The 14,461-nt window shown below is 37.8% G+C and carries 10 protein-coding genes; 8 read left to right on the top strand and 2 right to left on the bottom strand.

All coding sequences use genetic code 11. The annotated features are described in order from the left end of the window. Window positions 1–26: 26 nt before the first annotated feature. The 3 genes from QNH48_RS27355 (at window position 27) to QNH48_RS27345 (ending at window position 8,577) form a co-directional block, all read left to right on the top strand. A complete protein-coding gene (locus tag QNH48_RS27355) occupies window positions 27–2,087 on the top strand; it encodes a beta-galactosidase GanA (protein WP_283952803.1) in 2,061 nt (686 codons plus the stop codon). Window positions 2,088–2,388: 301 nt separating this feature from the next. After that, window positions 2,389–5,454, top strand: coding sequence for a glycosyl hydrolase 53 family protein (locus tag QNH48_RS27350; protein ID WP_283952802.1), 3,066 nt, complete (start codon window positions 2,389–2,391; stop codon window positions 5,452–5,454). Window positions 5,455–5,700: 246 nt separating this feature from the next. Beyond that, complete coding sequence (locus QNH48_RS27345) at window positions 5,701–8,577, top strand: leucine-rich repeat domain-containing protein (protein ID WP_283952801.1); 2,877 nt, start codon at window positions 5,701–5,703, stop codon at window positions 8,575–8,577. A gap of 137 nt (window positions 8,578–8,714) precedes the next feature. Here QNH48_RS27345 and QNH48_RS27340 read toward each other — a convergent pair whose 3' ends face one another. Beyond that, window positions 8,715–9,536: a LysM peptidoglycan-binding and 3D domain-containing protein gene (locus tag QNH48_RS27340; protein ID WP_283952800.1), complete on the bottom strand. Its 822-nt coding sequence runs from the start codon at window positions 9,534–9,536 to the stop codon at window positions 8,715–8,717. 357 nt (window positions 9,537–9,893) lie between these two features. Here QNH48_RS27340 and QNH48_RS27335 point away from each other — a divergent pair, with 357 nt between their 5' ends. The 5 genes from QNH48_RS27335 (at window position 9,894) to QNH48_RS27315 (ending at window position 13,355) form a co-directional block, all read left to right on the top strand. After that, on the top strand, window positions 9,894–10,688 hold the full coding sequence (locus QNH48_RS27335) for a hypothetical protein (protein ID WP_283952799.1): 795 nt from the start codon (window positions 9,894–9,896) through the stop codon (window positions 10,686–10,688). 129 nt (window positions 10,689–10,817) lie between these two features. Further along, window positions 10,818–11,357 carry an RNA polymerase subunit sigma gene (locus tag QNH48_RS27330; protein WP_283952798.1) on the top strand — a complete coding sequence of 180 codons (540 nt, stop codon included), beginning with the start codon at window positions 10,818–10,820 and terminating at the stop codon, window positions 11,355–11,357. A gap of 248 nt (window positions 11,358–11,605) precedes the next feature. Continuing rightward, window positions 11,606–12,136, top strand: coding sequence for an RNA polymerase sigma factor (locus QNH48_RS27325; protein WP_283952797.1), 531 nt, complete (start codon window positions 11,606–11,608; stop codon window positions 12,134–12,136). Beyond that, window positions 12,096–13,001: a DUF4367 domain-containing protein gene (locus QNH48_RS27320; RefSeq protein WP_283952796.1), complete on the top strand. Its 906-nt coding sequence runs from the start codon at window positions 12,096–12,098 to the stop codon at window positions 12,999–13,001. The genes QNH48_RS27325 and QNH48_RS27320 overlap by 41 nt, the downstream gene beginning before the upstream one ends. A 177-nt stretch (window positions 13,002–13,178) precedes the next feature. Continuing rightward, window positions 13,179–13,355, top strand: coding sequence for a hypothetical protein (locus QNH48_RS27315; protein ID WP_283952795.1), 177 nt, complete (start codon window positions 13,179–13,181; stop codon window positions 13,353–13,355). 112 nt (window positions 13,356–13,467) lie between these two features. On the opposite strand, the gene QNH48_RS27310 is transcribed toward QNH48_RS27315, so the two are convergent. Further along, window positions 13,468–14,391, bottom strand: a complete 924-nt coding sequence (locus tag QNH48_RS27310) for an AEC family transporter (protein WP_283952794.1) — start codon at window positions 14,389–14,391, stop codon at window positions 13,468–13,470. Window positions 14,392–14,461: the final 70 nt, after the last annotated feature.

Below are 14,461 nucleotides of genomic sequence, written 5' to 3'. Positions count from 1 at the left end.
GCAACAAATGTAAAAGGAGAATTACTATGTCTAAACATGAAAAAACTTACGTGACGCAAGCCGACTTTATGCTTCATGGCGGAGACTACAATCCGGATCAATGGTTAGACCGTCCAGATATTTTGGAAGATGATATAAAATTAATGCAGCTTTCTCATACGAATACGTTCTCTGTTGGAATTTTTGCTTGGGCCGCACTTGAGCCTGAAGAAGGAGTCTACAACTTTGAATGGCTGGATAAAGTGATTGATGACATCTATAGCTTTGGCGGCCGAGTGATATTAGCGACACCAAGCGGGGCTCGACCTGCTTGGATGTCACAAAAATACCCGGAAGTGCTTCGTGTGAATGGAGCTAGAGTGAAGCAGCTGCATGGCGGAAGGCATAATCACTGTTTTACTTCACCTGTTTACCGTGAAAAAACACAGAAGATTAATACGCTGTTGGCAGAACGCTATGGGAATCATCCTGCTTTATTGATGTGGCATATTTCCAATGAGTATGGCGGCGAATGTCATTGTGATCTTTGTCAGGATGCATTTAGAGGATGGTTAAAAAAGAAATACAATAACGATTTAAAATCCTTGAATGATGCCTGGTGGGGTCCGTTCTGGAGTCATACGTTTACAGATTGGTCTCAAATTGAATCTCCTTCTTCGATTGGAGAAAGTATGGTTCACGGCTTAAATTTAGATTGGCGCCGTTTTGTTACGGACCAAACGATTGATTTCTTTGAAAATGAAATTGTTCCGATTAAGAAGTTAACACCAGAGGTACCGATTACTACGAACTTTATGGCAGACACGCATGAGCTAATCCCATTCCAAGCGCTTGATTACAGCAAATTTGCCAAGCATCTGGATGTCATCAGCTGGGATGCGTATCCTGCCTGGCATAATGATTGGGAGAGCACAGCGGATTTAGCGATGCGAGTAGGTTTTATTGATGATTTGTACCGCTGTTTAAAGCAGCAGCCATTTTTATTAATGGAATCGACACCGAGCATGGTGAACTGGCATCCAGTCAATAAAGCAAAGCGACCAGGCATGCATAAGCTTGCATCGATGCAAATGGTGGCACATGGCTCTGATAGTATCCTTTACTTCCAGTGGCGGAAGTCTCGCGGATCTTCGGAAAAATTCCATGGTGCGGTCGTTGATCATGATAATAGTTCTGAAAACCGCGTTTTCGAAGAAGTTGCGGAAGTCGGTAAGACGCTTGAAAAATTAGGCGGTGTTGTTGGAACCAATCGTCCTAGTGATGTTGCGGTTCTATATGATTGGGAAAGCAACTGGGCGCTAAATGATGCACAAGGTTATGGTTTACAGACAAAGCGTTATCCGCAAACCTTGGTGGAACATTACCGTGCTTTCTGGGAACAGGATATTCCTGTTGATGTGATTACGAAGGAACAGGATTTTAGTTCTTATAAATTATTGATTATCCCGATGCTTTATTTAATGAGTGAAGAGACGATTGCTCGTTTGAAGAGTTTTGTTGCTGGTGGCGGCAGATTAGTCACGACATATATTAGCGGGATTGTGAATGAGCATGATTTAACGTATATGGGCGGATGGCACAAGGATCTGCAAGAGATATTTGGAATCAACCCCGTTGAAACAGATACGTACTATCCAAGTGATCAAAATGCGGTTAGTTATCGAAATCAATCGTACGAGTTAAAAGATTATGCGACGGTTATTAAGGTGGGTACAGCAACAGTTGAAGCTACTTATGATGATGATTTCTATGCGGGAACTCCAGCTGTAACAAGCCATGAGTATCAAGGTGGGAAAGCCTACTATATTGGCGGCCGTTTAGAAGATCAATTCCAGCGGGATTTCTACCAAGAATTGATTCGTGACTTGTCACTTGAACCAGTATTTAAAGTGAAACACGAAAAGGGTGTATCCGTCCAAGTTAGACAAGCAGAGGAAAGTGATTACATCTTTATCATGAACTTCACCGAAGAAAAGCAGCCCGTTGCCATTGAAACACCAGTGAAGGATCTGGTTACAGGCGATGAGGTTAGCGGTGAACTTGCATTGGAGAAATACGAAGTAAGAATTCTTGAGAAAAAGAAATGATGGTGTGTGGTTGGGTGCCTGTCACCACCCGTGGACACTGTCCGCCTCAGGCGGACAGTCGAACTCTTTTATTATACTGTAACCGATAATCCAAAAAGTTTTCGGTCACTATGGAGCTCCTAGGGACCGAAATGAGTATTCTTGAGGACAAAAAAACGATGATTATGGAACCATTCATTCTTTTAGGGTGGATGGTTTCTGTTCATATAATAGTTTGCTAGATTAATTGGAACCGCTTACCACTAGATCGACACCATTCATATAGCAGACAATACAAAATTATTGTAAAGGTGATGGGACAATGGGAAGAAGAAGTGGCAGGGTTATAGCAATGTTTTTAGCGTTTTTAATGGTGTTTAGTTCACTATTCGTCAACATCAAACCTGGATTGGCAGCAACTGCACCCTCTTTGATTAATGGTGGATTTGAATCGGATTTTTGGGCTGATAAATCATGGATGGTTGAAGCGACAGTTTGGGATCATCTAGATTTACAGTACTTTTCATATTCCAAAGATACATGGATGAGGAAGGGTGAAGGAGAGCATGCTTTTAAGTATTGGATTAAAGAATCAGCAAAAGAAAATCAGTCATTCAGGGTAAAACAGACTTTACCAACACTCCCTGCTGGAAGCTACGAACTATCTGTTAATTCAATGGGTGGAGCAGGTGGTGAAGCAGGGTCTGTAAAACTATTTGCTGGGAATGAAACAGTAACTGGTGTTTCCACTATGGGTTACAATGCATGGGGAACAGTCACGTTGAAATTTGAAGTAACGAAAGAAGTTTCAAATTTTGAAGTGGGTGCTATTGTATCTGGTGCACCAAAAGCTTGGGGCTATTTAGATAGCTTTAGCTTAAAGTCGCTAACTGTAAGCGTCCTTGATCCAGTAGAAGCTGATATTTTTGTTGAAAGAGTAGATGGAATCAGCGATGACTTTATTAAAGGTGTCGATGTTTCAAGTATTATTTCTCTTGAAAATAGCGGTGTGAAATTTAAAAATGAAGCAGGGTATCCACAGGATATTTTTACAACATTAGCAAATTCGGGCGTCAATTATGTCCGTGTGCGTGTCTGGAACGACCCTTTCGACGCTGCCGGAAAAGGTTATGGCGGTGGAAACAATGATTTAAAAACCGCGATTGAAATTGGAAAAAGAGCGACAGCGAATGGCATGAAGCTATTAGTAGACTTCCATTATTCTGATTTCTGGGCTGACCCAGCAAAACAGCAAGTACCAAAGGCCTGGAAGAATTTAAGTTTTGAAGATAAGAAGAATGCTTTATATACCTATACAAAAGAAAGCCTGCAAGCAATGAAGAATGCAGGAATTGATATTGGTATGGTTCAGGTTGGGAATGAAACAAATGGTGGAGTAGCAGGAGAGAAAGATTGGACAAAGATTAGTGCTTTATTCAGTGAAGGAAGTAAAGCAGTTAAATCTATAGATTCGAATATCTTAGTAGCCGTGCACTTTACGAACCCTGAAACAGCAGGAAGATATGCGTCCATTGCTAATACCCTTCAGGATAACGGTGTAGACTATGATGTATTTGCCAGCTCTTATTATCCATTCTGGCACGGTACGTTAAGCAATTTAACGAATGTTTTAAAGAATGTTGCCGATACTTATGGCAAGAAAGTAATGGTTGCTGAAACCTCTTATGCGTATACAGCTGAAGATGGAGATGGCCACGGAAACACAGCACCGAAGGATTCAGGTCAGACATTAAATTACCCAATTACTGTTCAAGGACAAGCTAATTCAGTTAGAGACGTAATCCAAGCGGTTGCGAATGTTGGTGAAGCGGGAATTGGTTTGTTTTATTGGGAACCTGCTTGGCTTCCGGTGGGACCTGCTAGTCAGCATGAGCAGAATAAAGCGGTTTGGGAAAAGTATGGTTCTGGTTGGGCAAGTAGCTACGCTGCTGAATATGATCCACATGACGCAGGTGCGTGGTATGGTGGAAGTGCAGTAGACAACCAAGCGTTGTTTGATTTTACTGGTAAACCACTGCCATCATTAAACGTGTTTAACTATGTCGATACTGGAGCTGTTGCCCCGTTAAAAATCGATGAAATGAAAGATGTTACTGTTAATGCGATTTTAGGAGAAGATATTACTTTACCGGAAACAGTTACTGTTACGTATAATAACGGAACAAAGGGAGAAACTTCTGTCACATGGGATGGTGCAGCACTGGAACAAGCCATCAGCAATGGTGTTGGAAGATACGTAATTGAAGGCGGCGTTGAAGGTGGAGGGGTTGTAAAAGCACACCTTACCATTAATCCTAAAAATTACGTTGTAAACCCTGGATTTGAAAATAAAGACCGTTCGATGTGGAAGGTTAGTTATGGGAATGGAGCTACTCCACATACTTCATTCCAGCAAAAGGCTTCTGATGCGAAATCTGGAGAATATGCTCTCCATTTTTACTCAGGTACAGGTGTTAATTTCAACGTAGAGCAAACGATTACAGGCCTAGAACCAGGTTATTATAATCTTTCTATGTTCCTTCAAGGCGGAGATGCGCATATCCCAGAAATGTATTTGTATGCAAAAACGGGTAAAGAAGAACTAAAAGATGATACAGGTGTAAATGGTTGGGTCGTTTGGAGCAACCCACAAATCAATGAAATTCTTGTTTTAGATGGAACGATTACAATTGGTGCTAGTATTAAAGCAAATGCAGGTGCATGGGGAACGTTAGATGATTTCTACTTATACCGCGCAGGTGATGATACCAAAGCGCCCGTAACTAAGGCGGTCCTTTCAGGGCAAGACCATAACGGTTGGTATAACCAGAATATGAATGTTACTCTGAATGCTTCAGATGATAAATCTGGTGTTGCTAAAACAGAATATAGATTGAATGATGGTAATTGGCAAACCTACCAAGGGTCGTTTGAGGTAAGTGCTGAAGGGGAAAATGTGGTTCAGTACAAAAGTACAGATTACTTAGGTAATATTGAAGAGGCTCAATCTGTTACAGTGAAAATTGATAAAAGTGCTCCAACATTGAATGTTTCGTTTAACACGAGCGTCCTAACCGATCGAAACCATGCTCTCATTCCAATTAAAGCGTTGGTTGATGGTGCAGACACCCTTTCAGGAATTAACAGAATTGAATTAGTTTCAATCGAAAGCAAACAACCTGATAATGGAAAAGGCGATGGAAATACAGTCAATGATATTCAGGGAGCAGAATTTGGAACCTTTGATACGGATTTTCTGCTAAGAGCAGAAAGAAGTGGAAGCGGGGACAGAATTTATACTGTAACCTATAAGGTATATGATCAAGCTGGAAATTCTGTTATCCAATCCAAACGGATTATTGTAATGCATGATAATTCCAAAAAGTAGGGTATTTTTATAATTGAATGGTGCCTGTCACCGCTCGTGGACACTGTACACCTCAGGCGGACAGCAGCCTAATAATGTGACCGTAATTAAGCTTGACCTCTTATAGGGGTCAGGCTTCTTTTAGATATTAGATATATATTTAGTAAAGCGAAATATGTAAAAATTTAGAAAAATCTTATATCAAATGGCTCATTTTCGATATATAATTACTTGGTTAGGATAACTTTATACTAAGGAGAGAGCGGTTTGTATAATCGAAAATGGACGAATCTTACTATTGTTTTAGTATTACTATTTTCTCTGTTTAGCCCGTTTGCTAGTTTAAAAACCTTTGCTGCGGCAGGGTTACATTTACTAAATGTAACCGATAAAAAGGAATCCACGATTATTGTTTGGGAAGTGGTGAACAATGATGGGGAAGAACTATCAAACTACCAATTAATAAAAAATGGTGAAGCACTGGACATTGAGCCGATACCATTAAATGAATCGGCAGAAGACAATGTCAGAAGGTATTCCTACGAGGATCAATCTGTTGAAAAGAATACCTTATATACATATGAAATCTCTGCAACCCTATCGACAGGTGAAAAAGTTGTAAGTGCCTCCATTGAGCATACTTTCGTTGGACAAGCAGAAGATGCACAAATTGAATTGTTAGCGGCCAATAAAGAAGAAGAGGTCGTCATGACAAATATCAAAGTGGTCTCTGATCAAGGAAATATACCTTGGGCCTTAGATTTTTCTGTTGAAGGAATTAGTGATGGTGTATCTGAAATAAGTTATTATGGTTATTTGGATGAGGAAGGCTTTTTTATTGAATACGATTCTGAATCCCGTGACCTTGAACTTCCTACTGGCACCTATCGTTTGAATACGACCAACTACTCTACAGGCGAAGAAATTTCCGCTGAGTTCACCATTGAGAGTGGGAAGGATTATGTAACAAACCCAATTGAAATGGTGTTACCTGATGAAAAACTTGAATTAAAAAAGGTTTTAAAAATTGAAACTGTAAATGACCAATCTATTTCAATCGGCTGGGATGGGCCTTTTGATCCTGAAGAAATGGAAAGCTACCTTGTTTATATAAATGACAAGCTAGTTGAAAGAATCGACGATCCATTCATAATGTCTTATACGTATACAGGATTATCGCCTGAAACGTTCTATCAGGTAAAAGTAGACTACGTCCACAAGGATGGAACAATTGAAACTGTAAGTGCAGATGTTACTACGTTACCTCTACCGGTGGGTGAGGTTGTTGTTTTTGCCGATGAAAATCTAGAAAATGCGATCAAAAGGCAATTGAAAATTGATTATCGTGACATTTACACAGATGACATGGAAAATTTAACTTCCCTTGAAGCAAGCTATTCAGAAATTCGTGATTTAACAGGCCTTGAGCTCGCAGTCAATCTTACTGACCTGATGCTTTATGGGAATCAAATTGAGGATCTTTCACCGCTTGCGAACCTGACGAATCTAGTGTTTCTAGATTTAGACGAAAATGTAATTACGAGTTTAGATGATTTAAGAGGGTTAAAAAGCCTGGAGAACTTGTTGTTGGCTTTTAACCAAATCGAAGATATTCAGATTCTAAAAGATTTTCCGAAGCTCACAAGTGTGACGTTATACGGGAACGAAGGTCTTGATTTTACAAAGGGTTCCGAAGATGCTGAAGTGTTAAAAAGTCTTATCTCAGCAGGCGTTAATGTGGAGTGGATGTTAGACAGTTACGAAATTATCATTCAAGAAGTAACAGAATCCTCGATTGGAATTGAAATTAGTTTCCCTGGCATTTCTGATTTCATCAGCAACTATCATCTTTATCTTAATGGTGAGTTAGTGGAAGAAATTCCAGTTGGCGAGACAAATTACGAGTTTTTAAATCTTGACCCGTTAACAGAGTATGAGATTACAGTGGACGCAGTTGATCAAGAAGGTTCTATTTGGGGTAGTGCGTTTACATACGTGACCACTCCGCCAGTACCAGAGGGTGAGATTGTTCCGTTTAAAGACCCAGCTCTAAAAGAAGCGGTACGTGATGCCTTGCATATATACTCCCGTGATCTCTATGAGAGTGATATGAAAATGTTAACAAACTTAGATGCCAGCGATCGTGGGATTGAGGAGCTAGATGGGTTAGAGTTAGCTGTTAATCTAATGGAATTGCATTTGGATTCTAACTTGGTTCGTAACTTAGAGCCGATAGCTGGATTAACGAGTTTAACCTTTTTATCGATGAGCGATAATAAATTGTCAGAACTTACAGGTTTAGCGCCCTTTACCAATCTAGAAGCATTATTTTTAGATAGTAATGAAATAAAGGATATTAGTATTCTATCTAAATTTTCAAAGCTAATGATGTTGTCTTTACAAGGGAATAAAATAAAAGACATTACACCATTAGCAGGCTTAAATATTGAATATCTTAACATCAGCTATAATGAAATTGAGGATATTGCGAGCTTGCTGTCATTGGAGAAATTACAATACGTCCAACTAATGAAGAATCCATTAGATTTAAGTGAAGGTTCTGAAGCTCTTACGGTGATTCAGACATTAGAAGACAATGGGGTTATCGTCAATTACGAATATCTCGATATTACCGTTAATCAAGTAACGGAGAATTCGTTTGAGATTAGTTGGCTGCCTGTTACAAAGGATGACTACGAGGATTTTGTTTACTATATCATGCTCGATGGTGAGGAAGTCGCAATCGATCTTGATGATACTGCCTATACCTTAAATGATCTTCAACCAGATACAGAATATACGATTGAAATCATTGGTATGAGTGATGACTTTGAACGCTTTGTTTATGGAACAACCATTGTAAAGACAGCAACCGAACAGGAGAATCCTGAAAGCCCTGGAGAAAACCCTGAAGAGCCAGGCGATGGATCTGCTGGAGAAGGTAAGGATCCAATTGATCAAGTAACCGCTCCTGGCAAAGTGACTGAAAAGGGCTCAACACCAAATATCAAAGGAACGCCAAAACCAGGAAGTTTGCCAAACACAGCAACCAATAGTTTTAATTTGTTAGTAATTGGCCTTGGTTTAGTAGTTTTAGGAGTTACCTTTTTTGCAGTAACGCGGAGAAAAGTAGTAAATAGATAAAAATGGGTAACAGCGTAACAATTTTTTCAAAAAAGGATTTAAACCGTGCAGAGTCTTTAGGCTCTGTACGGTTTTTTATGCAAAAAAAACACTACATCTCCTAGTAGAATAGGTTTTGTAGTGTTTTTGAATAATATTTAGTTTAGTATTGTTACCTTTACTTGTTTTCTACCAAAATTGATTGCTTCTTGTTTAGTGGGGATAAAGATATCAATTTTATTTCCTTTAATGGCTCCGCCAGTATCTCCGGCGATTGCTTCCCCGTAGCCTTCTACATACACTTTACTGCCGAGTGGGATAACAGATGGATCAACGGAAATGACCTTTGCATTTGGATTTTCTAAAAGGTTGATTCCAGTTGCTGTAATACCAGAGCAGCCTTCGCATGATGCCGTATAGGCTGTAGCTTCTACAATGATTTCCTTTGAGCTAGGTGCTGCGGCTTCTGCTGCAGGTGCACTTTCCGCTGGAGCTGGTGCTTCAACTGCAGGTGCGGGTGCGCTTTCGACTGGAGCTGACGCTTCTACTGCAGGTGCACTTTCGGTCGGTGTTTCTGCTGCAGGCTGTACCGGTTTTTCTGATAGAGAAATAGTGTTATTTTTTAATCCTTCAAAGATTACTAGATTTAATCCTGGGTGGATGAGATCGCTATAGAGCTGGTTCCATTCTTTAATTTGGGAAACAGTTACCTGATGATCAATACCAATATCCCATAATGTGTCGCCTTGTTTAACGGTATAACGTTTTTCAGGGGCAACGGTTAGTATATCCCCAGGGTGGATCAGGTCTGTGGTGAGTTTATTTAACATTTGGAGATTTTCTACTGACAAATTATTTGCACGTGATAGAGCCCAAAGGGTGTCCCCTTTTTCCACTGTAATGGAAGCCGCTTGCACATTAGCACTTACAGTTACTGAGAGTACAGCAACTGCTAAAATAGATATTATTTTCTTAAGCATTCTTTTACCCTCCATGTTCTTTGGTTGCTAATTTTTAATAATTAAATCGTAACATAGAATTTTCTGAGAAAAAGAACAGGGAGGTGTTAATTCGTTTACTAACGTGGCAATCATATTGCAATAATATTTCTGAAAAATAAATGAATAATTGGATATGAATCCTAGGTTCATAGATAGGGTATTAGTAACTTATCCCTATTTATCTATTGAATTGCATTCGTTAATATATGTAACTAGTAGCGGTAATTTTCCATTTATTTGTTATTCTATCATTTAAAGGAAAAAGAGCAGCCGAAGAAAATGATTACTGTAGGAAAACTTTTATGACAACCATATTAAAACAAAGGGAATAATATAATGAAATTATTGTTGAGACTTCATATTAGTTATTATCTGTGCCTATTACTATTTATTCTAGCCGTTCCGCACCAATCAACCGATGCAAATATCTTTAAACTCATATTGTTTTTATTAACGATCGGGGTATTTATCTTTTTATGTACATTTTACATCGTCCTATCCTTTAATAAAAAAATAAGGGCTGTAAGAAAATACTCTAATATTAATGTAGGTATCATGTGCTGCGGGATTATTTTATTTCTTACTTTTGGCCATGTGATTTACACAAAATGGAACATTATGCTTTTACCAATATCCCTCTTTATTATTCTATTTGTCGCTTCAAATTTACTAAACTACAAAATAAACAAAGTAGTGGAAGAGCTCCAGCTTGATTTTATGAAAGAAGTCAAACTGTTTTATAAGATGGGTCAAGTTTTGGATGAAACGCCAATCAATAATGCCATTTCTAGACTTGACTATATGTTTTATGCCTTTTGCATTGCAGTATTTATAGCTGAGGATATTTTTATCTTTGTTGGGGTTGTCGGTGTTATTTTGGTTCTATCGACAAAATATTTACGGGCACTAAAGACGGAATTTTTGAAAAGTGGATTCATATCAGTAAGGGAAACCAAACTATCTCTCGGCGGATACTATTTCTTTTATTTGCTTTCGATCATTTGGACGATTTTTATCCCGAATCTTTCCACTTTGTTAGTTGGAGCACTCAGTTTATTAGGGATTAAAATCTATATCCGTAGAATTGCTGAAAAAGTATATGAGGAAAAAATGGTTGATAGGGAGATTTAAATGAATAGCCATTACCTGCACCCACTACTCCAATTAATAAAACGTAAAAGCAATAACAATAAGTTAGTTAATGACAAGCGATATAAAGAAAATATTAACAATATAAATGGATTGGGGGAAAGATGAACAATGATTAATAAATATTTTTGTATTGTGGTTGTAGTTGGAACAATCTTATTATCAGCTTGTAGTGCGGAAAAAACTGAACAAAAAGTTATAGAAGATAAGACAGTTGAAGATAAAGTAATTGTCGATGATACTACTGAATTAAACCTTATTGAACTGTCTTCTAAAGAAGAAGAGGGCTATAGCAATTTTCAAAAAGATTTAAATTTAAAACATCTAAGTGGATTAGAACCAATAAGTATTGCGAAGTTATATATAAAAGCAGGGTTTGATAAAAAATATGATGTTCAATATGCTTTATATACAGACAGAGAAGGATATGTTCAATGGTCAAAAGAAGAAGATGAAAAAATCCCTGAGTCTGACAGAGGTTCTGATGTACAAAATATCAAACAATTCAATAATATCGATAAAGGAGCATTTGTACAAACAAGTGATTATGAAGGATATATTGAATATGATTTAGGCGAAGGAACAAATGGTTTTCAGATGATTAAAAATGAAGATGGGGTTTGGCAAGTGGCATTTATGCCTATTCAATAAAAGCTCCATTCTGGTTATATATATTGGGTATTAATAAACTTGAACATTAAATCCACTAAGCAAACATTAATCGAAAAAAGATATAAATGAAAAAGTAATTAAGTCTTATGAAATATACAAACCTAGTAAAAGGTATGGCTGTTTAATAGCCATACCTTTTACTATTAAAAAAATGGAACCTTTTCTAATTAAAATACATCTTACTTTCGAAAGGCAGAAATCAACAAAAGTGAAAAGGAGGGGAATTCTTGAATAAGAAGGAAGTTCTAGAAGTATGGATAGATAAATATGCGCAACGTCTTGTTAGAATTGCCTATACATACGTCAAAGATTGGCTAAAAGCAGAAGACCAAGTACAAGAAGCATTTATTAAGGCGTTTCATTCAATGGACCAATTAAAAAATATAGAAGAGCCATTTCCTTGGCTAGCTAGAATTGTTATTAATGAATGTAAAAGTTCGTTTAAAAAATCTTGGCGAGAAGTCATATCAGACTTTTTGCCTGAGAGGAAACAAGAAAGCAGTGAAGAATCGTATCTCCGAACGGTTCAGGAAGAAGAGGTTCATAACGCTGTCTGTGATTTACCGAAACATTATAGTTTGCCTATTACTCTCTTCTATTTTGAAGAGCTTTCCATTCAGGAAATATCACAAATTTTAAATCTTAATATTGGGACAGTAAAATCTAGACTTGCCCGTGGTCGCCAATTATTAAGTAGGAAAATTAAGGGGGATGGATATGGCGGAAAGGGAATTAAGGTCAGCAAAAATGTACTTTAAACATAAAGTTAATATTGAAAAATTTAAAAAAGATACATTTGAAAAATTAGATAGAAATAATCATAACCAACAAATTATTATGGAAGAAAAGAGAAAGAAAAGATACCCGAAGTGGATGCTTGCTTCAGTTGCTTCCGTAATGATTATTGGTACAGTTTTTACTTTCGGGGGTTCATACATTGCTGATGCTGCTCAATCATTAATCAGTCAACTATTTGGTTCGAGAGAAAATTTAATGCAAGCTTATCCTGATGAGAGTAAGGGAGAGTTAGATTTCTTTGAACAAACTTTAGTAATAGCAAAAGAGAATTTAATAGAAGAAGACTTCAACCATTATAGTCAATTATTAAAAGAACAGACAGAGATATTTAGTAAGGTAGAAAAAGAAAATAGAGAATACCCTAATGGGGAAGAAGAAAAGAGATTAGACCAAATTCAAGAATCAATGCGAGCTTACGAAATTAAATTTATACCTATACAAGCCCAACAACTGGCGAGTTTTCCTTTTACTAAACCTACATATATACCAGAAGGATATGAACAAGTCGACGAAAGTTACCCTATGCGCAATGAAAGTGAGGAACCAGTTGTTTCAATGAATTATAGTAATGGAGACTCTTTTTTTTCGACACAACAGTTGAACATATATCAAAAAGTTGACATAGAAATGCAAGAAACAGGTTTTTTTGAAAAAACCGAATCCTATTCTTTAAATGGATATCAGTTTGATTATGTTTTCTCAAAAGAAGAGAGGGTTGGTATGAGGGTCACTGTACCAGAAAAGGGATACAAAATTGTATTGATTGCAGATGTATTGTCAAAAGAAGAAATGGAAAAAGTATTGCTGTCTATGATAGGAAAGTAAAAGGCCGTTTTAAAAGTAGGTACAAATATTGCTGGAAAAATACCTGAGGCAGAAAAATATGTAAAAAATATTAACGTTGACCTGCTCATCGAAGCAATTGAAAATGAATTGGACGGGGAGATTGTTAATATCACCCCGGCCAATGGTGATAAAGTTTTTGTGGCGATTGAGTAGATTATGTTAAAAGTCAAGGTGAAAGTAAAGGATAAACGATTCTCCATACCTGTTCCCTATGCGGTATTAAACTTGGTTATTTTGATTATTACATCAAAAGGGATTAATCGCTTAATAAATAAAGAATTAAAAAGGATGACAGCAAATTCATCTTCCTGGAAATTGAAAGAAAAGATTTGAAGCCGTTGCTCCAGTGATTTTCAAAGCACAGTGGAGTTATCCTTGTTGAAACGAAATTGAATGATGGAACTGAAGTAGAAGTAAAGCCTTAAATAAAATATCTCCATAGATTCTACTTAACCAAGACAATCAGTACCGGTAATACGAAAAAGGACAAAAGTGTAGTCCAAAGAATGGTTTTGGTTAACACTTTTGGTGACGCATCAAATTTTTCTGCTAGAATGCCGGCGTTAATTGCAACGGGCATACAGGATAATACTAGTAGAGTGGAGAACATGATTCCTTCAATATCTAAAAGATATAGACACAATAAGGCAATGAGTGGGGCAATCAATAATCTCATGCCCATGCCTGACCAAAAGGTGATCCGTGTATTTCTGGTGATACTTTCAGTTTTCACGTTAGCCATTTGTGCACCTAAGACAGCTAGAACAATGGGAGGATAGGCTTCTGCGATCATGGAAACTCCGGTGGAGAGACCACTTGGCAGGGTTAAATCAAATGTGCGTAACATCATGGCTAGCAATACCGCATAAATAGCCGGCAGGGCAAACACCGATTTAAATGCATTCATGATTGTAAAATGAGAACGTGCTGCAAAGAAGATTCCTAATGTATGCATCATGACCATCTGCATGACAATGTATACGGATGCCTTTTCGAGCCCCAGCTGACCAAAGGCAAGCAAGGTGAGCGGGATTCCATAGTTAACCGCATTGGTGAAGGAGGAAATCAAGGTTAACCCAGCTATATCGTTGGCTGGCAGTTTGAGAAGTTTGCCTAGTATATTGGCTGCAAATGCAAGCAAAATCAGATTTAACAGGGAATAAGCAAGAGTCAAATAAACATCCTCACGCGACAGGCGCGCCTCCATTAATGTATCAAAAATCAAGAACGGAGTTATGTAATATAACGCAAAGTTTAAAAGCGGCTTGATTTCCAACTTTCCAAACCTACAAAGCAAGGCACCCGCTATGACAGGTAAAGAGAGCGGTACAATCACATCAAAAAGCGTGGAAAAAATTTCAGCTAACATAAAAAACTTCCTCTCTTATTAACAAACTATCATTTCCTGTGAAGCCTTTTTAGGGGCAATATTGAAAAGA

The sequence above is a fragment of the Neobacillus sp. YX16 genome (assembly GCF_030123505.1).
Taxonomy (GTDB): Bacteria; Bacillota; Bacilli; order Bacillales; family Cytobacillaceae; genus Neobacillus.
The sequence above is the reverse complement of the archived record's forward strand: the minus strand, read 5'-3'. Positions and strand labels throughout refer to the sequence as shown.

Coding starts and splice junctions, on each gene's coding strand:
- QNH48_RS27355 (WP_283952803.1), top strand. CDS start 27: ATGTCTAAACATGAAAAAACTTACGTGACGCAAGCCGACTTTATGCTT.
- QNH48_RS27350 (WP_283952802.1), top strand. CDS start 2,389: ATGGGAAGAAGAAGTGGCAGGGTTATAGCAATGTTTTTAGCGTTTTTA.
- QNH48_RS27340 (WP_283952800.1), bottom strand. CDS start 9,536: ATGCTTAAGAAAATAATATCTATTTTAGCAGTTGCTGTACTCTCAGTA.
- QNH48_RS27335 (WP_283952799.1), top strand. CDS start 9,894: ATGAAATTATTGTTGAGACTTCATATTAGTTATTATCTGTGCCTATTA.
- QNH48_RS27330 (WP_283952798.1), top strand. CDS start 10,818: ATGATTAATAAATATTTTTGTATTGTGGTTGTAGTTGGAACAATCTTA.
- QNH48_RS27320 (WP_283952796.1), top strand. CDS start 12,096: ATGGCGGAAAGGGAATTAAGGTCAGCAAAAATGTACTTTAAACATAAA.
- QNH48_RS27315 (WP_283952795.1), top strand. CDS start 13,179: ATGTTAAAAGTCAAGGTGAAAGTAAAGGATAAACGATTCTCCATACCT.
- QNH48_RS27310 (WP_283952794.1), bottom strand. CDS start 14,391: ATGTTAGCTGAAATTTTTTCCACGCTTTTTGATGTGATTGTACCGCTC.